Origin of the sequence: Frankia sp. AiPa1 (genome assembly GCF_023243075.1) — a bacterium.
Lineage (GTDB): Bacteria > Actinomycetota > Actinomycetes > Frankiales > Frankiaceae > Frankia.
The window spans coordinates 178,944-199,137 of record NZ_JALKFZ020000003.1 but is presented as its reverse complement, the minus strand read 5'-3'; the positions used below and the strand labels follow the sequence as shown (position 1 = coordinate 199,137).

Here is a 20,194-nt window from a genome sequence, read left to right as displayed (position 1 = left end):
GATTCCGACATCAAGATCAAGATTACCTGCGGCTGTATGCCTGATAGACAGGTGCTCGACATCGTCAGCGGGCAGCGCGTTGACCAATAGGCCGGAGGCGAGTGTCGTGTCCGGGGCGACCGAGGGCGACACGCTGCCGTACGGGACGGCTCACGCGCGTTCCCGCAGTACACTTCCGTTCGCTCCGCGCAGTAGATAAGATCCAAGCGCTCGGTAAGCTGGAAATTTTCCTCCCAAGCAGGTCAACCAGCCACGTGGCATCAGTTCTATCCGGGGCCAGCTGACCATGGGCCAGCTGACCATGCGGGGCCAGTGACACATGCAGGGCCAGTGACAGAGCACGAGCGGGGCAGGATCCGAAGGCACGGACCCATCGGACCGCGCCTCGCGCAGACCTACGCGGGGGCTAAAGGGTGGACGCGGTGGTGGGTTCGGTTCCGATGCAGGACACGGGGCGGCGCGTGCCGGTCGTGTGGGGCAACGTGCCGCAACGGAACAAGAACTTCACTGGCCGAACGAAGCAGCTGGCCGACCTGCGCCGGCGGATCACGTCCGACGACCTCGACATCACCGCGGTGCTGCCGCACGCGCTGCAGGGGATGGGCGGCGTGGGCAAGACCCAGCTGGCGGTCGAGTACGCCCACCAGTTCCAGACCGATTACGACCTGGTGTGGTGGGTCGGCGCCGAGCAGCCGGTGATGATCCGGTCCGCCCTGGCCGCACTCGCGCCGCGGCTGGGCCTGACGGAGAGCGGCCCGCTGCGCACCGAGGACGCGGTCGCCCTGGTGCTGGACGCGCTGCGCCGCGGCGAGCCCTACCGGCGCTGGCTGCTGGTCTTCGACAACGCCGAAAGCCCGGAGCTGATCCGCCCCCTCATCCCGCACGGCCCGGGTCACGTGATCGTGACCTCACGCGACCGAGGCTGGCTGGGCCAGGTCGACGCGATCGAGGTCGATGTCTTCGCTCGCGGGGAGAGTACGGAGTTCCTCCAGCGCCGCGTCCCGGGAATCACGCCCGACGACGCCTACCAGCTCGCCGACGCACTCGGCGACCTGCCGCTCGCGCTGGAGCAGGCGGGCGCCCTGCAGTTCGAGACGGGCATGGCGGCCCGGGAGTACCTGCAGCTGTTCCGCGAGGCCTCCGGCCGGCTTCTTGCGGAAAGCCAGCCGACCGACTATCCGACGTCGGTGGCCGCGGTGTGGAGCCTGTCGATGAGCCGGCTGCAGGAGCAGTCGCAGTTCGCCCTGCGACTGCTGCGGCGCTGTGCGTTCTTCGGCCCGGAGCCGATCTCGATGGAGGTGCTCGACCGCGGCCGGTACATCCTGGACTCCGACTTCGGCACGGAGATGCGGGACCGTCTCGCGGTCAGCCGCGCCATCCGGGAGATCGGCCGCTACGCCCTGGCCCGCATCGACACCAGTGCCCGCACGCTGCAGGTGCACCGACTCGTCCAGATCGCCATCCGAAATGAGCTGCCGGAGGAGGACCAGAGGCGGATCCGCAACGAGGTACACCAGCTGCTGATCGCGGCCGACCCCGGCGAACCGGATGATCCGGTGAACTGGCCACAGCTCGGGCAGCTGCTGCCGCACATCGTGCCGTCGGAGGTGTACCGGTCGGAGCAGCCACCGGCGCGCCGGCTGATCGAGACCATCGTCCGCTACCTGACCTACTCCGGAGATCTCACCATCGGCCTGGTCGAGGCGGACCGGGCGTTGGCGTGCTGGATCGCCGACTCCGGGCCGGACGACCCGGACGTACTCGTCCTGCAGGGCGTCAAGGCGGACATCCTCTGGGCGCTCGGCCGCTATCGCGAGGCCTACGAACTGCGCCGGCCCACCCTCGAGGCGATCACCCGGGTGCTCGGTCCGGACCACGAGGAAACGCTGCTCATTCTGAATGGCCACGGCGCCGACCTGCGGGCCCGCGGCGAGTTCGCCCAGGCGTGGCGGCTCGACGAGGACAGCCTGTCCCGGCACAAGGCGGTCTTCGGCGAGGACGGCCGGCCCACGCTGCGCGCCGCCAACAACCTCGCCATCGACTATGGTCTGATCGGTTCCTACCAGCGTGCGTTGGAGATCGACGAGCATAACCTCGCCAATCAACGGGCGGCGGCCGGTGGGGACGACCTCTGGGTGATCCACTCGATAAGCGCGGTCGCCCGCGATCTGCGTCAGGCCGGCCGCTATCTGGAGGCCCGGCGGCAGGCCGAGCAGGTCTACCTGCTCCACCGCGACCTCCTGCAGCGTCGCGAGCTCGCCGCCGATCACCCGCTCGTCCTGCTCGGGGCGAAGGATCTCTCGGTGGCGCGGCGCAAGGCCGGCGACTTCACCGGCGCCCTGGAGCTTGCCCGCGAGGTGTACGAGCGCTACACCAGCGCACGGCAGTTCGGTTCTGAACATCCGGACAGCCTGGCGGCCGCGATCGCCCTGGGTAATGCCCAACGGGTGGCCGCCGACCCGGACGAGGCGACCGAACGGATCGAGAAGACCATTCGTCGGTTCCGGGACGTCCTCGGTCCCGACCACCCCTACACCTACGGCTGCGCGCTGAACCTGGCCTTGGTCTACCGCCAGCTCGACCGGGTCAAGGAAGCCGAGAAGCTGCTGACTGAGGCGCTCACCGGCCTGCGGACCCGGCTCGGCGCACGCCATCACTACACCCTGACCTGCGTGGCGAATCTGGCCACAGTCCGCGCCGTGCTCGGTCATCCGGACGAGGCGCTGGAGATGGGCGAGCAGACGTTGGCCGACTTTCGCGAGCTACTCGGCCCCGACCACCCGCACACCCTGGTCAGCGCGGCCAACGTGGCGCTGGACCTCGCCGCCGTCGACCGGGCTGACGAGGGCTCGGCGCTGGCCGAGGACACGATGCTCCGCTACCGGCGCGTCCTCGGCGAGGAGCATCCGGACGTGCGGGCCGGTCTGAACGGCGAACGTCTGGACTTCGACTTCGAGCCGCCGGCGCTATAACCCGGCGCTGGTGGGCGGCGACGGTGAGGCGCCCACCCATGTCGTCAGGTCAACGGGATCAGGTCGGTACCCGGCCCGCTCCGCGATCTCCCGGTGCAGCGCGAGGATGACCTCCGGAGCCGTGGCCAGCGCCCGGACCTCCGTCGCTCCGTCCTCCCAAGCCCAGAGAGCAAGCCCCGACCAGGCGTCAAGTCGGCTCGGATCATCGACGATCCGCACCCGGTAACCGGCCAGAGCCGACAAAAGATCGCCGAAGGCGTGGGCCTGATCCGAGATCGGGACGTCGCCGCCGAGGACACCCGGAACACCATCACGCGCGGCCTGGAAGGCCTTCGGCTCGCGCAGGCGGAAGTGCGCGAGCTCCAGTTGGGCGCTGCGGGGCAACGCCCGCGGGCCTGTCCGTACACGGGTGGGCACCCGCAGGCCCCGCGGGGCCGGGCGTCCAGCGAGCCACGCCCGCGCGAGCGACGCAACCTGGTCCACCGCGGGTTCCAGATTGCGCAGCCGCCAGGCCAGCCTGGTTTCCGCGCTGATCCGAGCGGCCAGCCATCGTGGCTCCTCCGGCACCGCGGCCAGCCGGTGCGGCCAGGCGGCGGCCTGCATGCCGTCGATAAAACGCAACCCGAGTGGGGTCATCGCACCTGATATCCGCATCGTGATCAGAACCCGCCACACCTCCTCCCGCCACCGGGCGAATTCGAAGTGCGCGAAGTCGTTTTCCCGGTTTTCCCGGCGCTCATCGTCCCAGAACCCGATGAGGCCCAGATAGGCGTAGGCCCCCTGCAGGAGACCGCCGAGCGGACGCGGATCCGCACGCCAGGGCGCGTAGAACAGCCGCCCGTCCGCCGGCTCGCACAGCGTGACCAGGTCAAGCAGGGCCGACAGCTTGTTGTGCTGGAACTCGTGCAGTAGCGCGGCGGCGCACGACAGGCCATCCTTCGGGAGAGTCATCGCGACGGCGCCAAAGGCCTCCCCGGCGGAGGCGGAGAGCTCAGTCGTATCGGCCGTCGCGCGCAGCGGGAAGATCGTGGTGATCGCGGCGGACAGCGCTCGAGCCGCCAGGGGATCTCGCCGCGCCAGGACCCGCCAGCCCTCGTCCAGACGGTGCTGCCACTGCTCGACCAGGTCGGGTTCGACGTCCCCGGAGACTGGGAGGCCCAGATTGTGCCGACCCGGATCGAGAAAGTCGAGACGCAGGTCAATCCGCTCCCCAGCCGCCTCACCGTGCAGGGCCGGGACCGAGTGCCAGCCCATACTCCCCACGGACTCCACGGTCTGACCGTCGGAGCTCGGTAGCGGACTGATCGTGATCGCACCAGCATCATCGGGCCGGGCATCGAACGGGCGCAGGATGAGCTTGCCGCAGGTTGTCCGGGCCCGTATCCATCCGGACAGCTCACCACGCTGGCAACCGAGGGTCGGCAGGAACACCTCACCCTGCGGCGCGAACAACGTCAGCTCGGCGTCGATGCCAGCCTGCAAGGCCGCCACGACGGCCAGGGAACCGAGTCCGGCAAGATCGCCCGCGACTGGTCCAGGCGACGACACGGTGCCACGCAGGCGCCGTAGGCAGTGCATCGCCCACAGCCCAAAACCTGGCGACAACAACAGCTCGGCCACCACGTCCGGACTGGCGCGCTGGGCAGCCGCGAGAATTCCATAACTATGGGCGAGCCCGCAGCGTCCGGCGCCGTCAGGGGCCAGCCGGGCGGCGTCGTCCATCACCGCTCGCAGGAGAAGCAGACGTCTGCTGAGCTGGGCGACACGCAGTCGGTGGACGAGATCGTCCCGCGCACGACCGGCCGCCAACTCGTCGAAGTCGGACCGGTCAAGCCGATGGAACCGGACGCTCACCCGGGCCGGCGCCGGACATTGTCGAGATCGGCACGCAGGCGACGGCCGATGTGCGTGATAAGAGCAAACAGGTCAGGACAGTACACCGAGCGGGCACGAAAACCTGATCCGGGCCGGTAACGGTGGGGGTAGTACCCGCCGCCACAGATCCGGTGGATGGAGCATTTCATACATTCCGCCCCAAGCGCGGCGACGCCGATCTGTCTCGCCACGATGCCCGGATGGCGCAGCGCCACGTCGAAGTCATCTCGATCGACATGCAGGCCGGTCTGGGCCGCGCCGTGATAGGCGGACTTGAGCGCGTCCACCTGCTCGATCGCGCCGTCCGTCTCGACCACGACCACAGCAGACGGGGTAAGACCTACGCTCTCGACCTGGCTGTGCCCACCGAGGAGCAGGACGATGATCTCCGCGAACAGGCGAAGCTCAGTCTCGTGTTCCGGCGCACTGTACCAGCGGTCGAACAGGGCGATGAGCCAGTCCGCATACGGGGTGCGTTGTTCGTCCGACACCCGGCCGGGTGGGCGGCTCTGCCAGTTTCCATGCGGCAGCAGGAAATCCACAGCAGGCGGTTTCCACGCCAGCAGGCTTTCATACACCTCCACTGGATCGTTGTCGAGGTCGATAACGCACAGCAGTCCGGCGAAAACGGTGCGAAATTTCCCGGTAGTCAGCCGGGCCAGTCCCGCGTCAATCGCCTCGAAGCTGGCACGCCCGTTTCGTCGTGGCCGCCGCCCGTTGTGTCGGGCCAGCCCACCATCAACGCTCACCCCGACCTGAATTCCGTGGGCCAGGCACAGCTCGACCATGGTGTCGTCGAGCAGCACCGCGTTGGTCTGCAGACTGAAGACAACCTCGGTCGTGGGCGGCACCACATCCCGGAAAGTGGTGACCAGGTACTCGAGCAGGTCGGCTCCGGCCAGCAACGGCTCTCCTCCGTGCAGGGTTACCTGCAGGTCGGTAAGGCCGTTCCGGCGGGCGTGGCTCGCAACCTGGGCTGCTGTCACGTCGATCGTCCGACGGCTCATCACCGTGGGCTGCTCGCGCCACCCCTGGTCGGCCTGCTGGTAGACGTAGCAGTAAGAGCAGGAAAGGTTACACCGACTGTGCACCTTGAGAACGAACTGCCGAAAGGGTTCGCCACGCCAGGATGAATGACCGGTGAGTTCCTCAAGTGGAACACCACCCGGCCATTCTGGGTGACTTGTCAGCAGCAGTTCGGTGAACTCACGCGCCATTGTCGAGGTCGACGGACATCGCCGGGGCGCCAGGCGGGGCGATGCTCGAGTTGAAGCCGGAGTATCGGGGCAACGACCCGGTCGCCTCCCGGCGCAGGCGTAGTAGCGCGCGGCCGAGCTCCGGGCCACCCACTTCCATGATCATATCGAGGGACAGCCCCGTCATATCGGGCTGGTGAGACTCGATGGCTGCCGATCCGCTGGCCACTACATTACCTCCTCGCCCCACCCTGATCTTCCAATCTAGCCGGCTGCGGCGTCCCGCGCGCGCAGTGCTGGCGAACGCCTGCTCCGGCCGGCATCGATGACCCCACTTCACCCGGGACCACGTCGTAGACTCGGATTCCGCGGTATCGATGCCGGCCGCGGCGGGAGAAGCAGGCTGCGCAGGGTGCGGGGGCACTGGGTGGAAAACAGACGATCAGCGAGACCGGCGGCCCTCCGTCGACTGTCCGCCTCCGGACAGGCCCGGCCGTCGTTATCCGGTCGAATACACGGCGCCGCGGCTCAGGGAGGTCCCGATCTACCCGGGCCGCCGCGCGAGCCGGAGGGCCTCGTTGCGGCGCGATGCGGATACGGCTGACCCTATGGCGGGGGCGCCCCTGTACTTTTTTCTCAGCTACGCACGTCTCGATGGTCAGGACGACAACTACCTGCACCGGTTCGTCAACGATCTGCGGCGGGAGGTGCGCGCCCGATCTGGCCACCCCTCTGTCGAGGGGGTCGGCTTCCTCGACACGACGAACATTCAGCCCGGCGAGGCCTGGTCCGAGGAGCTCTCGGACGCGCTCCATCGATGCCACACCTTCGTCGCGATCTGCTCGCCGAGTTTCTTCGCCAGCGAGTACTGCGGAAAAGAGTGGCAGGCGTTCAGCGATCGATGCCAGGACGGATATCTACCCGACGGGGGTCGCTCCCCCTCCCTCCTCCCGGTGATCTGGACACCTCTACCGGATCTACCACCCGCCCTGGCGAGGCTGCAGTACGATCATGTCGGGTTCGGCGAGCTCTACGCCCGGCGTGGCCTGCGCTATCTGCTCCAGCTGAGAGGCAACCACGACGAGTACCAGGAGTTCCTGGTGTCCCTGGCGGAACGGATCGTGCATCTTGTGCGGAGGTCCCCTCTTCCACCCCGGTCCGAGACGCCAGATTTTCACCGGATCCGAAGCGCGTTCGAACCGGCCGATTTCAAGGATGATCAGACGGACCTCCCCACCACCAGACCCGCGCCGGGTGCTCAGGTACCGAGCCACGAAGTCGGGCAGCTCTCCAGCCAGCCCAACAGCCCCGGACGCAAGAGTGCGATCCGCTCCCAACCAGCCGATATGCCGCAGTCAGCGGTGGACTCCGCAAACACGCCCCGGCCCACGGACGGTGACGGGAAGCCTCGGGAGCCAGGCCCCACGGCGACCGCCGCGCCCCCGCCTCAGAACGCGTCCTGGGCCACTGCGGCACAGCCGAACAGTGGCGGGCCCCAGCGGGTCACGTTCGTCATGGCAGTAGCCTCGGCCGTGGAACTATCATCGTTACGGAATCAGCTTGAATACTACGGTGGCCGGTATGATGAATGGACGCCCTACCACCCACGTTCCCGGCAGCGGGTGTGCATCGCCGCACAGACTGTCGCCGCACGCCAGGATATGTCCTCCAACATCGTCGCGCTACATGACGGTATCGGCGCGCTACTCGAGGCCTCGCGTGACCGCAACGAGATCGTGATCTTCATCGTCGATGCCTGGTCCACGCAGCTCGAGCCCTTCCACAACGCGCTGCGGGAGTATGACAAACGGAACGAGCCGACCACCGGCGTGCTGATTCCATGGAATCTGGATGACCCCGAGACCATCCAGAACTCAATTCTCCTCAAGCACTCATTACAACGCGCACTTCGAAACAACCACGTGCGACAGGATAATCTCCGAGCGGAAATCCATACCCACGAGGAGTTCGACGCGTCACTTTTCCAGATGCTGATCGACACCCAGGCTCGCATCTTCAGGTCGTCTTCGTCCGCCCGCCGGCCTGACTCCCCTCCTCGTCGTCGACCTTTTCTCGATGGTCCGTAGGGGCAGGTCATGTCGGGTACATCAACGGGACGTATCGTCACCTTCTATTCATACAAGGGTGGTACAGGCCGGTCGATGGCACTGGCCAACATCGCATGGCTGCTGGCCAGCAGAGGTCGACGTGTCCTCGTCGTCGACTGGGATCTCGAGGCGCCCGGACTGCAACGTTACTTTCACCCTTTCCTGCATGATCCGCAACTGCGCTCCACTCGCGGTGTAATGGACCTGATCTGGAACTTCACCGCGGCGGCCCTGTCTCCCCCCGCCCCTGGCGAAGAGGACTGGCTCGCCCAGGTCAGTGCGATCACTCCTTACGCAGAGTCCCTGACCTGGGATTTTCCCGACGGAGGCACGATCGATTTCGTGTGCTCCGGGCGACACGACTCTGCCTACTCTCGGCGGCTGAGCGCGTTCGACTGGACCTCGTTCTACGAGGAGCATGGCGGCGCCGACTTCATCGACGCCATCGCCGAGAGCATGCGCGACTCCTACGACTGGGTGCTGATTGACAGCAGAACCGGCCTCAGCGACACGGCTGGGATCTGCACCATGCAGCTACCCGACATCGTGATTAACTGTTTTACCCTCAGCACGCAGAGCATCGAAGGTGCGGCCGCCGTCGCACGCTCGATAACTTCGCCGGGAAATGACCGCGGGATTCGGATTCTCCCGGTTCCGATGCGGGTTGAGGACAGCGAGCGCGCAAAGCTAGAACGGGGCCGTGATGTCGCCCGTGCCACCTTCGACTCCTATCTTGGTGGCATGAATATCGGCGAACGTGAACGCTATTGGGGAGACGTCGAGATCCCATACAAGCCGTACTACTCCTACGAGGAGATCCTCGCCGTCTTCGGGGACCGCCCACACCAGGAGGGCACCCTGCTCGCGGCCTATGAGCGACTGGCCTCGCATCTCACCGACGGCGAGGTCCGCGAACTACCCGCACAGGACGAACGGCAGCGGCGGCGCCATCTCGCACGATTCGAACGCCAGCATATCGACATCCCGGTGGGTATCCGGGTGCGCTACGCCACGCACGACCGCAGTTGGGCGGACTGGATCGCCGACGAACTCTCGACGATGGGTTTTACCGTCGCCCTCAACACGTCCGACGGACAGGACAAAGAGGCCCCGTCGATACTCGCGGACGATGCCGGTTCCCGAACGATCGTCGTTCTGTCGCCCGCGTATGTGAGCTCCGCGAACGGTACGGATGATCTACACGTGGCCGGGAGCGGAAGCGATGTGTCGGTCGACAGTATCCGCCGACCGCTCGCCTTCCGGGTGAAAGAGGTCGCGCTTCCGGCAGAGTTCGACGGCTTCGATGTCACCGAGTTCGTCGGGCTCGACGAGACGGCGGCACGGCGAGCGCTACTCGCCGCGGCCGGCAGGCCGACCCGACCCCTCTCCCCGCTCGCAGCGGCGACCAGACCGTCGAGCGCCGCCCGCTTCCCCGGAGCACCGCCGCAGATCTGGGCCGGCGTTCCCGCCCGGAATCCGGCCTTTATGGGACGCGAGAGCCAGCTGGCCGCGTTACGGGAGCGATTCGTCGGGGCAGGCGCGGCAGCAACCCGCGCTCTTGTCCTCCAGGGTCTCGGCGGGGTGGGCAAGACTCAGATCGCCAGCGAATACGCCTACCGGTTCGGCGCCTCCTACGACCTGGTCTGCTGGATAGGTTGTGATCAGCCGACCTTGGTACGCGGCAGCCTGGCCGCTCTGGCCGATGCACTGCGCCTGCCGGAGCGACCCGGGCGCGAAGCCGTCGCGGAGGTGCTCAGCGCGCTCCGACGGGGGGTGCCGTACCAGCGCTGGCTCATGATCTTCGACAACGCCGACAATCCGGACGACGTCGTTCCCCTGCTGCCGCACGGCCCGGGCCATGTGCTGATCACGTCCAGAAACCAGCGCTGGCAGGGTCGACAGGCTCGGATGGAGATTGGCGTGTTCAACCGCGCCGAGAGCGTCGCGCTGCTGCGCCGCCGAGCCCCCGCACTCACCGAGCAGGTCGCGGCGCGTCTTGCCGAAGCGCTCGGCGACCTGCCCTTGGCCCTGGAGCACGCCGGCGCCTGGCATGCCGAGACCGGGATGTCCGCCGAGCGCTATCTCCAGCTCCTGGAACGCAGCCCGCGCCCGCTGCTGCTGGAAGGAGAGATCCCCACCTACCCCAGGCCGGTCGCGCGGACCTGGCTTCTGTCGGTCGAGCGGCTGCGTGAACAGATGCCGGTCGCGGCGCGTCTTGCCGAACTGTGTGCTTTCCTCGGCCCCGAGCCGATCAGCCTGAAGATTTTCGCCGATAATGATGACCTACGCGATCTGGCGGATCGCGGCGATCAGGCGCTGCGGGATCCGATCAGGTTGGCGGCGGCCGTCCGCCATGTCACCGAACACGCCTTGGTCCGCTTGGTGGAGAAGGACGGGGAGTCCAGCCTGGAAATGCACCGTCTCGTGCAGGCCGTGCTTCGCGACGAGCTCACCCCGCAGCGACGTGACGAGGTTCGCAGGCGGGTCCATGCCCTGCTGGCCGCAGCCGACCCGGCGGACCCGGACGATGCGCGGGCCTGGGCCAGCTACGCACGGTTGCACCCCCATATCCTGGCATCACAGGCGGTGCGCTCTTCCTCATCCATGGTGGCCGAACTGGTGCGCAACCTGGTACGCAGTCTCTACACTCAGCGTCAGTTCGGCGCCTGCCGGGAGCTCGCCAACGAGGCGCTCGTGGTCTGGCGTGAGCATTTCGGCGAGCAGGACCGGCGAACCCTTCAGATCGCCCTGGATCTCGCGGACAGCCTGCGAGCTCTCGGTGAACCCGCAGCCGCCCACCTGCTCGACGAGGCCGCTCGGGGCGGGCTGGTGCGCAGCCTCGGCCGGGATCACGAGCTGTCGTTGCGAGCAGCGAGGGCGCTTGGCGGAGACCTCCGGGGCACGCACAGATACCAACAGGCGCGCGCGCTCGACGAACAGACCTACGAACGCTTCCGGGTCAACAACTCACTTGTATCCGATGACGGAATCAAAGCTGCGAACAACCTGGCCGTCTCTCTCCGTTTCGTCGGCGAATTCCCCCGGGCCCTCGAGCTGAGCCGTGATATTTACGATCGAACATGGCAGTCCGGTGCCAAAGACGTCGATGCTTTGCAGTACGCCGACAGTTACGCCCGCGACCTCCGCGAGTGCGGTCTCTACGACGATTCACTGACCCTGTTGCAGATGGCCCAGACAGAGTGCCGGAAGAAGCTCGGCGAGAACCATGCAGACACGCTTCGAACGCTTCGAAACTATGCCGTCTCGCTGCGGTGGTGCGGGCGGGAGGCCGAATCCCGCGCGCTGTCCGAAAGCACCCTGGAGGCATTTCGCCTACTGTTTGGCCGAGATCACCGCGAGACCCTCGCCACCGCGGTGAGTCTTGTCCACGACCTCTGCCTGGCCCATGAGAGCGCCGCTGCCCGCGACCTGGCGGAGGAGGCCTACCAGCGCGCCCAGGCCCAGTTGGGAGCGGACAGCCTTGACACCCTCGGAGCAGCGAACGCCCTGGTCATCGCCAGACGTCGGCACGGCGACGTGACAGCCGCCGCGGCCCTCGCCGAGCAGACGGTCGAACGGCTGAGGTCATCCCTTCCCGCCAGCCATCCATTCATCTACTACGGCACCACCAATCTCGCCAACTGCTACGACGATCTGAAAATGTCACACGAAAGAGGCGAGCTCGACCGACTCGTCGAGAAGATGTTGCAGATCAGCCTGAGCTACGACCATCCCCGAACCATGATTGCCACAGCCCATCGCACTGCCGCTCTGGCAGATGCAACCGAGGGAAAGATCGCCACCATCAGCACCGACCTGCTCGAGGAGCTGACAAGGAGTCTCGGGCCCAGCCATCCAACGCTTGAAAAACTCGCCGAGGGCCGCAGAGTTGATTTCGAAATAGACTCGCCGCCACCGTGAGCCCACCACCGGTCGCCGTCAAACGCCGTCACCGATCGTTCTTGGCGGGGCATCCCGCAGCCGAGAGCCCGATGCCTGAGTTGAAACCGGACTGCGCACCGATCGGATTTTCCGCGGCCCGTTGCAGTGACGCCAGGGCATCGCGTATCCGCGGATTTGGGTGATCCTGAAGCTGAGCGAGGTCGATCTCGGATAGATCCGGCAGATCCGACTCGAAGGCCTCATATCCGGCGACCATGACTCGCGTCCCTTCCAGCTCCGGCCGGATGGCCGACGTCAGGCGTAGCGTACGGGCCGACGGCCAGGCGGCCGACAGGCCAGGCGTGGAGATGCCTGATCGTCTCCGCCGTGAAGTAGATCGACGCGCCAGCGCCACCTCGCCCCCAGCGTGGTCACTGTAAGCGCTGACCTGTCCTCCCCTTCAACGGCCACTCAACCGTGACCTGGTGGTAATCAGGTACCGACGTGTCGCGGGGGGCCGGTGTATACGGCTTGGGGGGTCGGCAGCCTGACATTCAGGGCGGACCAGGCCGGCGAGGATCTACGGTGAAGGGCCGGGCCAGGCTGCGTATCGGTGCGACGCCGGAGAGGCCGGATAGCCGGATGGCCGGATGGCCGGAGAGGAGCGTGCCGACCGTGCCGGTATCGCCCCTGCGGCCCGCCGACCCGGAGCAGATCGGCGGGTATCCGATCGCGGCACGGCTCGGCTCGGGCGGCATGGGCGTCGTCTACCTGGCCACCGATCCGGCCGGCCGGCCGCTCGCGATCAAACGGATTGCCTCCCGGATGGCCGGCGACCCGGACTTCCGCCGCCGCTTTCGCCACGAGGTCACGGCCGCCCGGGCGGTCGGTGGGGCGTGCGCGGTCCGAGTGATCGCCGCCGACCCGGACGCCGAACGCCCATGGCTGGCCACCGAATACGTCGCCGGCTCCACGCTGGCCGAGGTGGTGGAGGCCGAGGGTGCCCTGGTCGGGGACGTGCTGGACAGTCTCGTGGTGGGCCTGGCGGAGGCGCTGTTCGCGATGCACCGGGTCGGGGTGGTCCACCGTGACCTCAAGCCGTCCAATGTCATCCTGACCACCGACGGTCCCCGAGTGATCGATTTCGGGGTCTCGTGGTACCCGGAGTCGACACCGCTGACCGGTCCGGGCTCGCTGCTGGGCAGTCCGGGATACATGGCGCCCGAGCAGGTCGCCGCCGGGCGGACCGGGCCGTTCACCGACGTGTTCTCCTGGGCGCTCACCCTCGCCTTCGCCGCGACCGCGCGCCCGCCCTACGGGCTGGGCCGGCCTGAGGTGCTGCTGTACCGGGTCATCGGGGAGCGCCCCGATCTGACCGGCGTGCCCGATCGCCTGCTGCCCGTCCTGGAGTCGGCGCTGCGACACGATCCGCAAGCCCGACCAAGTGTGACGGATCTACTACACCAGCTCCTGCCCGGCGCCTCCGATCCCGCCGAGGCGACGCAGCGGCTGCTGGACGAACGCTGGCAGCTACCCGGAGTTCCCCCCACGCTCGTTCCATCCACCCTTGTTCCGCCCGATTTCGTGCCTCCCGCCGCCATCGCCAGACAAGTATCGCCTTCGGGGCCAGCGGGGACATCGACCCCACCGGAGCCTTCGCATCGACCAGGACGCTCGGGACCACGGCCGTCCGGGCCTTCGGGGCTGGCCGCGTCGGCGACACCGTCGGGTCCGCCGGCACCGTCGGGACCAGCGGCGCCCTCGGGACCATCAGCACCGGTCAGTCAGTCCGGGCCGCCGGCTGCGACTGGATGGAACAGCCCCACGGAAGCGGCTCGGCCCGGACGCCCGCGCGCATGGCTGTCGAGCCCGTGGATTCCGGCCGCGATCGCCATCGCAGGCGTGCTCGCCGTCACGATTGTCGCGAGCATCCTCACCCAGGGCGGTTCGGCGGGGCCGACCGCCGCCTCGTCCTCCGGGAGCGGACCAGCGGTCGCCCTCGCCGGCACGACGGCCCCTGCACCGCCGGCCAGCAGCCCGGCACCGTCAGCGTCCGTCGGGCCCACCATGGCGCCACCCACCACCGCGGCGCCGACCCCGGATCCCGCGGCGAGTCCGCCGATCGCCCTGCCCGGCCGCTGGCAGGGCGGATACGTCTGCGGCCAGGGCCCGACCGGGCTATTGCTCAGTATTGTCCTGACCTCGACCAATGATCTCTGGGCGAAATTCGACTTCTACCCCCTCCCGACCAACCCAGGAGTGCCACGCGGCTCCTATCTGATGCGGGTCATCTATGCCGACGGCGTGTTGAACTTCACCGGAGTTCGGTGGATCGACCAGCCCACCGGCTACTCCATGACCAACCTGACCGCCCGCCCCAGGGCCGATCAGCCGGACGACCTGACCGGCCGGGTCTACCTGGCCGGATGTACCACGTTCTCCGTCCACCGTCAGTAGCCCACTCCGGGCCACACCGCCTCACACCATCCGATACTCGACCGCGGCAGCCTCCGAGGCGGCAAACGACCGGATGGAGCGGATGCCCGCGAACCAGATCACGCGGTCGAAATCCGGCAGATGATCTAGACCGCGCATAAGGTCCCAGGTGGGCAACGGGATCGGCGAGATACCCGGCGAGGTGCGGCGATCCGGTGGACGCGCGCGGCGCCGCGGGCTTCGCCGTCACTCGGTCGCCCAGGCGGTGAGATCGACGGGCAGGATCGGACAGGTGCGGACACGGCGGGCGTCCATGGCGGACTGGGGCGCGATCTGGCCTGTCTGGCGTGCCGTCGTCATCGAGGGCGAGACCTGCCCCTGGCCCCCGGACACCGACGAGCAGACCGCCCGCGGCGCCTGGATGCTGCCGCCACCGGCCGACATCCTCGTCATGGAGCATGAGGATGGCAACGGCCGGCTCACCGTGGTCGCCACGGCCCAGCTGGTGCCCAGCCTGCCCGGGCTCGGCGACCACGTCGTGCAGGCCACGCTGCTGGTCCACCCACAATGGATCGATCATGGCGGCCCGCCCGCGCGCAGCCGGGTGCGCGGCGTGGCTCCCAGCGGTCCCAGCGGACACTGGGAGAGCACGAGCCGCCTGGCCGCCGAGCAGATGATCGACTACGCGTCCGACCTCGGCTACCGAGCGATGCAGCTCAACGCCGTCCTCTCGGTGAACCCCAAGCTCGTCGCCCTGTGGCGCTCCCTGGCCTTCCGCCTGGTGGGCACGCTGCCCGCCGCCTACCGCCACCCCTGGCTCGGCGACGTCGACCTCTACGTCATGTACCGCTTCCTACCGACCGGCGCCTAACAGGACCCGACGTCCACCGTCGCCCTGCTGTGGAAAACCGCACACGCCAGGTGCGCCGCCATCGGATCAGTCCGGCACTCACCCAGAACCACCGGCATCCGACAATCACATCATTCTGTAAGCAAAAAGCGACTGATGGCCATCGCGGAGACATGTTTCGTCGCATGATGAAACTGTGATCTCACCCGCGCCACCCGAGAGGCATCTCTTCGGGCCGGCCTGCCCCGCGACTCGAGTCGAGCGCGGTAGTGTACGTCCCCACGGGGGACGGCGTCAGGGCTTTCGCCAGACTTGGAGCTGGTGCGCGCAACCCGTCGCCTGGCCCGGCCGCCCGCCCGCGCCCAGCGAGCTCGATGGCCGGCGGGGAAGCCGAGATCATCTCGGCGGTGCTGGAGGGATTCACAGTGGTGTCGCGGCTCGAGGTGGGCCCGTTCAGGGACGACGACGACCTCGACGCCCTGCGCGAGCTCGACGCGACGATTTTCGGGTCGCTCGCGTACCCGTACTTCGTCCTGCGCCAGGTCGTCGATGCCCACCGGGACGAGATCCTACTGGCGCGCCTCGACGGGAAGCTCTGCGGCTATGCCCTGACCATGACATCACGCATGTCGGACGTGGCCTGGTTCCAGGGACTGGGAGTCCATCCGAAGTACCAGGGGCGGCACATCGGCCGGCGTCTGGCCTGCGCGGCCCTCACCAAGCTGTTCGGCGCGGGCATCCGAACGGTCCAGCTGGTTGTCCGCCCGGCGAACACGGCGGCGGTCGAGCTCTACCAGAGCCTCGACTTTCAGTGGCAGAAGGATCTCCCCGGCTACTTCGGTCGTGGCCAGGACCGGATGCTGATGTCCTGCACGCTGAGCAAGAAATTGACCCGCACGCTGCAGGCGCAGGCCCGCTCGGATGGGGAGGTTCGTCCTGCTGCCGTCGGCCCCTCGCCGGACCGAGCCGACGCCGCGTCCACGCGAGGCTGATCCACCCTCGCCGCGCCGGGGCTTTTCCCCGCCCGGGAGACTGTGCGCCACCCAGTGCCGCCCGCGGACTGCCCTCGAGCTGTCCGCACCTAGGCCAACCGCTCCGAGCGCCCCTCGCCGTCGGCCGGAGCCGGGCCGCACCAGTCGACCCTCGGACGTTCATCCACCCATCGCACAGCCGCCCACGCGCGCCAGCCGTGAGCGAAGGCAGTGGCCGGACGACCATGCCAAGCAACTCATCGCCTGCGGTGGACAGGGAGCGGCAATGAAAAAGAACTCAGACGCCCGGTGGGATGATTTTGATCCCGAGTCCTATTTTAAACACAACTACGACGAACTGCGCTACGATGACCGTTTTATCCTACGCACCGTCCGGGACTACTTCGCGAAGGCGGTGCCACCAGGGCGGCTGCGGGGAGTCGACGTCGGCACCGGCTCAAATCTCTATCCGGCCCTGGCCCTCCTGCCGTGGTGCGACCAGCTCACCCTGGTAGATCACTCTGCGCGGAACATCGCCTGGTTGGAAAAGGAGGTGAAGAAATATGGTCCCGCGTGGGACGTCTACTGGGACGAACTCGTGCGGGCCGCGCCCTGGCGGGAGGTCGACAGTCCTCGCGACCGACTGGCAAAGATCTCTCAGATACGGCAGGGCAATGTGTTCGATCTACCGCGAGCGCAGTGGGAGATCGGCACGATGTTCTTCGTCGCCTGTTCGCTGTCCACCGACCACAACGAGTTCAAACGAGCTGTGCACAGTTTTCTCAATGCTCTTCGCCCCGGCGCGCCTTTCGCGATGGCATATATGGAGAATTCCGAGGGATACGAGGTGAACGGTCACCCCTATCCGGCCGTGCCGATCGGAGTTGACGATGTCCACCTGGCTTTGACGGAACGCGACGCCTACGACATAAAGATCGACCGGATCAACAGCAACCACCTGCGGGCGGGCTACACGGGGATGATGGTCGCCGTGGGCCGAACAGGCGATCCGGACTAGAGATGGCGCCGACCAGGCGGAGCTGATCGGCGGACGGGAGCTGCCCGGCGGGGGCGGAGGAGCATCAGATGGACATCCAGCCACGAAAAGAGATCCTTAACCTGTGGCGGGCCGCCACACAGTATTCGTTTGCCGACGGACAATGGAATTTCGGGGGCCGGGCCGAGCCGAACTCGACCGGCGATGCGGAGCAGCTGGTCTGCCTGCTCTATCCGGCGACCGCCGCCGGCGAGCACCTCCGGCTCGAAACTCCGGACGTGATGGCGAAAGACGTGGTCGCGGCGCTCGAGGCGATGGGCGAACCGTTCGAGACGCCGGAGCGGCTCCTGAACGCCGTCAGTGATTTCATGGCTCGCTACAGCGACGAGGACGGGGTGCCGTTCTTCCACGGTGGGTCCTACCTGCAGGCTGCGGAGGAGGGCGACAAGCTCACCGACGAGCAACTGCGGGTCGACATCGTCGACTCGATGTCCATGTCGGTCACGTTGTGCCTGTCCGCACTGACCTTCATCAAGGAGTACCGGGGGTCCGGCCGGATCCGGGCCTCGTTGCGACAGAAGATCGGGCTGATCGAGCTGGCGGCCAGCAGGCGGTTGACTGCGGCTATGGTGGGTCTGCTGCGCAGTTTCACCGTGAACGCCTTCGCGCCAGGTTCTCCGGCAGGACAGGTTCTACTACGTTTGGTCAGCCAGGACGGGCTCGACGAGGAAGAACTCATCGAACGCCTGCACGAATCCCTGGCGCAGGTGCGGGTCAATCTGAAATCAGCGGAGATCGGCACCGCTGGCCTGGAATCCCTGGAAAACGAGAACCATCTATTTGAATGCGGCTGGTCCTGGGGGATCGTGGCTGGCGCGGCTGCGGTCGAACTCGATGGAACGGTCGACCCCGAAAAGCCGGACAGGACGGAGAAAAGTCAGCCAGATGGTCGGGCGATCGCCCGACCAAACCTGTATTTCACCCTCACCGCCATGGAAGGCATCGCCGACCTTTTCTCTCCGACGACAACAGTCTCGGATGTGCTCTCCAATATTCAACAGACGCTCGTCCAAAGCCTTCGACAGCGGTACGAGCTGGCCCGCCAGTACTGGGCCACACTCGCCGCCTTCGGCCGGACTCGCTCGGCACTGGCGGACATCCCCTGGCAGCCGACCTATCGTTCCCAGGGGGAGCTGCCGGTCAACGACCACTATTACACCTTGCAGGTGGCCGGCTTGATGATCGAAAGTCTGGCGGCACGGAACAGTGGTGACCCCGAGATGGACCGGATTGCCGACGTGCTGGCCGAGCTGGCGATCCGCAGCCGGGTCACCCGCCGCACCGGCCCTGGGGAGGCCGCCCTGGCCATGCATGTTCCCGGCCTGCGCATCCGGCTGACCGAGACAGCCAACGAGGAGTCGCCAGTCGTCTGGCCGGTCGCCGACTTCTCGACCTCGCTGCTCAAGCGTGCGCTGCGCCTGGCCTCCCTCGCCGACGGCGCCAAACTGCGCAAACGGCTGCTCGACCTCGTTGACGAGATCTGGGAACACGTCGCGGGACGGGTCATCGTCGATGGCCCCGGTGTCGGACTGTGGGATGACCCCAGCCGCACCTTCAGGAGTCTGAAATCAGGAGATCTCGAACCATCCTGGTACTACACCGAGCGGGTGATGGAGTGCCTGACGATGGCTGTGTCGGTCATCGACCGACCGCCAGTCGTCTCGGGCCGGAGCATCGACGACGCCTATGCGCTGTATGGCGAGGCCGATCATCTCTACCACCAGCAGCTCCTGAACGGAGCGCTCAACGGAGGCTCCGCGGTGCGGCGCGAGCTCGAGGCGGTAGGTATCCGGATTCGGCAGGCCCGTGCCATGGTGGAGTCTCGGCCGGGAACGGCCCAGGCACTGCTGTTCAACGTGCTGAAACGGCTCGCGGAGCTCGAGCTCTCGCGCGATAGCCAGCACGGGACGGTCCGGTCGTGATCGTGTTGGCGACGTCGGACAAGGGCGGGACGGGGCGATCCGTCACGACCTCGAATCTGGCCTACCGACGTGCTCTGCAGGGCGACGACGTCTGCTACCTCGATTTCGACTTTGGCTCACCCACCGCCGGCGCCGTGTTCGGCATCGAAGCCGCAGGTCGCGGGGTCAAGACGGGTGCCGGGGCGCATTCCTACCTGCTCGGAGACGTCGCCGAGCCGGCGCGGATCGACATCTGGCGGGAGTCCAGTTGGTTGAAGAAAGAGCGGCCGCCGGGAGCTGGCCGGCTGGTCCTGGTGGCCGGGGACGAGGGCGGCGGCGAGTTCCAGGTCCAGCCGCAGATGATCGAGCGCTGTCAAGTGCTGTTGGCCCGGCTGACCGAGGAGTTCGATGTCATCCTCGTTGATCTCAGCGCCGGCCGATCCTACGCCGCCGACATCGTGCAGGGCGCCACTGCAACAATAGGAGCGGGTACACCCGTGCGCTGGCTGGTTTTTCACCGGTGGACCCGGCAACACATTCTCGCCGCGCATGGACTCGTCTTCGGTGAACGCGGCATCGTGCAGAACGGCGAGCGGCTCGGCTACACCCGAGAACAGATGGAGGATTCCATCCGGTTCGTGCGGACCGCGGTGCAGGAGCCCGACTCGCCGCAGCTCGGCCTGCTGCGCCCAACGCAGGCCTCCTGGCTGCACCAGTGCCATGAGGAGCTGCTGAAGCTGGCGGCGCAGCGCGGCCTCGGACGCAGCATGGTCGCCGGCGTCATCCCGTGGGACCCGGTGCTGCAGTGGCGCGAACAGATCATTCGCGACCTGGACATCGACAGTACCCAGATCGCGAATCCCGAGACCGGACAGGCGTTCGATGACGTAGCCCTCCATCTGACCCGGACGAGCCACTGAGGGAGTCCCTGAACGAGCGTTGTCGC

The 20,194-nt window shown here is 67.1% G+C and carries 13 protein-coding genes; 9 read left to right on the top strand and 4 right to left on the bottom strand.

Annotated elements, in window-relative coordinates:
- Positions 1 to 422 precede the first annotated feature (422 nt).
- Positions 423 to 2,972: an FxSxx-COOH system tetratricopeptide repeat protein gene (gene fxsT / locus MXD95_RS03005; protein ID WP_250638954.1), complete on the top strand. Its 2,550-nt coding sequence runs from the start codon at positions 423 to 425 to the stop codon at positions 2,970 to 2,972.
- On the opposite strand, the gene MXD95_RS03000 is transcribed toward fxsT (MXD95_RS03005), so the two are convergent.
- Genes MXD95_RS03000 through fxsA form a run of 3 tightly spaced genes read right to left on the bottom strand, consistent with a single transcriptional unit; the run spans position 2,967 to position 6,272 of the window.
- Entirely contained in the window at positions 2,967 to 4,826 is a 1,860-nt protein-coding gene (locus tag MXD95_RS03000; protein ID WP_250638953.1) for an HEXXH motif domain-containing protein, read from the bottom strand. The two genes, fxsT (MXD95_RS03005) and MXD95_RS03000, sit on opposite strands and share 6 nt — an antisense overlap.
- Positions 4,823 to 6,064 carry an FxsB family cyclophane-forming radical SAM/SPASM peptide maturase gene (locus tag MXD95_RS02995; RefSeq protein WP_250638952.1) on the bottom strand — a complete coding sequence of 414 codons (1,242 nt, stop codon included), beginning with the start codon at positions 6,062 to 6,064 and terminating at the stop codon, positions 4,823 to 4,825. The genes MXD95_RS03000 and MXD95_RS02995 overlap by 4 nt, the downstream gene beginning before the upstream one ends.
- Entirely contained in the window at positions 6,054 to 6,272 is a 219-nt protein-coding gene (gene fxsA, locus MXD95_RS02990; protein WP_250638951.1) for an FxSxx-COOH cyclophane-containing RiPP peptide, read from the bottom strand. Before fxsA ends, MXD95_RS02995 begins: the two co-directional genes overlap by 11 nt.
- Before the next feature lie 349 nt (positions 6,273 to 6,621).
- Here fxsA and MXD95_RS02985 point away from each other — a divergent pair, with 349 nt between their 5' ends.
- Positions 6,622 to 8,130 carry a TIR-like protein FxsC gene (locus tag MXD95_RS02985; protein ID WP_250638950.1) on the top strand — a complete coding sequence of 503 codons (1,509 nt, stop codon included), beginning with the start codon at positions 6,622 to 6,624 and terminating at the stop codon, positions 8,128 to 8,130.
- A 9-nt stretch (positions 8,131 to 8,139) separates the two neighbouring features.
- Entirely contained in the window at positions 8,140 to 12,072 is a 3,933-nt protein-coding gene (gene fxsT, locus MXD95_RS02980; RefSeq protein ID WP_250638949.1) for an FxSxx-COOH system tetratricopeptide repeat protein, read from the top strand.
- Between the two features lie 28 nt (positions 12,073 to 12,100).
- On the opposite strand, the gene MXD95_RS02975 is transcribed toward fxsT (MXD95_RS02980), so the two are convergent.
- The gene (locus MXD95_RS02975) at positions 12,101 to 12,310 is read right to left on the bottom strand and encodes an FxSxx-COOH-like cyclophane-containing RiPP peptide (protein WP_250638948.1); all 210 of its coding nucleotides are present in this window, start codon (positions 12,308 to 12,310) and stop codon (positions 12,101 to 12,103) included.
- Between the two features lie 398 nt (positions 12,311 to 12,708).
- Between MXD95_RS02975 and MXD95_RS02970 the strand changes: the two genes are divergently transcribed.
- The 6 genes from MXD95_RS02970 to MXD95_RS02945 all read left to right on the top strand — a co-directional run bounded on the left by MXD95_RS02970 (position 12,709) and on the right by MXD95_RS02945 (position 20,168).
- Positions 12,709 to 14,490 carry a serine/threonine protein kinase gene (locus MXD95_RS02970; RefSeq protein ID WP_250638947.1) on the top strand — a complete coding sequence of 594 codons (1,782 nt, stop codon included), beginning with the start codon at positions 12,709 to 12,711 and terminating at the stop codon, positions 14,488 to 14,490.
- A 271-nt stretch (positions 14,491 to 14,761) separates the two neighbouring features.
- On the top strand, positions 14,762 to 15,340 hold the full coding sequence (locus MXD95_RS02965) for a GNAT family N-acetyltransferase (protein WP_250638946.1): 579 nt from the start codon (positions 14,762 to 14,764) through the stop codon (positions 15,338 to 15,340).
- A gap of 353 nt (positions 15,341 to 15,693) precedes the next feature.
- On the top strand, positions 15,694 to 16,311 hold the full coding sequence (locus MXD95_RS02960) for a GNAT family N-acetyltransferase (protein ID WP_250638945.1): 618 nt from the start codon (positions 15,694 to 15,696) through the stop codon (positions 16,309 to 16,311).
- Between the two features lie 265 nt (positions 16,312 to 16,576).
- Positions 16,577 to 17,308: an SCO2525 family SAM-dependent methyltransferase gene (locus tag MXD95_RS02955; RefSeq protein WP_250638944.1), complete on the top strand. Its 732-nt coding sequence runs from the start codon at positions 16,577 to 16,579 to the stop codon at positions 17,306 to 17,308.
- A 68-nt stretch (positions 17,309 to 17,376) separates the two neighbouring features.
- Positions 17,377 to 19,269, top strand: coding sequence for an SCO2524 family protein (locus MXD95_RS02950; RefSeq protein ID WP_250638943.1), 1,893 nt, complete (start codon positions 17,377 to 17,379; stop codon positions 19,267 to 19,269).
- Complete coding sequence (locus MXD95_RS02945) at positions 19,266 to 20,168, top strand: SCO2523 family variant P-loop protein (RefSeq protein ID WP_250638942.1); 903 nt, start codon at positions 19,266 to 19,268, stop codon at positions 20,166 to 20,168. The genes MXD95_RS02950 and MXD95_RS02945 overlap by 4 nt, the downstream gene beginning before the upstream one ends.
- Positions 20,169 to 20,194 lie beyond the last annotated feature (26 nt).

Excerpts from the sequence above, each read along its gene's own strand:
- fxsT (WP_250638949.1), top strand. The coding sequence starts at position 8,140 with ATGTCGGGTACATCAACGGGACGTATCGTCACCTTCTATTCATACAAG.
- MXD95_RS02950 (WP_250638943.1), top strand. The coding sequence starts at position 17,377 with ATGGACATCCAGCCACGAAAAGAGATCCTTAACCTGTGGCGGGCCGCC.
- MXD95_RS02960 (WP_250638945.1), top strand. The coding sequence starts at position 15,694 with ATGGCCGGCGGGGAAGCCGAGATCATCTCGGCGGTGCTGGAGGGATTC.
- MXD95_RS02995 (WP_250638952.1), bottom strand. The coding sequence starts at position 6,064 with ATGGCGCGTGAGTTCACCGAACTGCTGCTGACAAGTCACCCAGAATGG.
- MXD95_RS02975 (WP_250638948.1), bottom strand. The coding sequence starts at position 12,310 with ATGGTCGCCGGATATGAGGCCTTCGAGTCGGATCTGCCGGATCTATCC.
- MXD95_RS02955 (WP_250638944.1), top strand. The coding sequence starts at position 16,577 with ATGAAAAAGAACTCAGACGCCCGGTGGGATGATTTTGATCCCGAGTCC.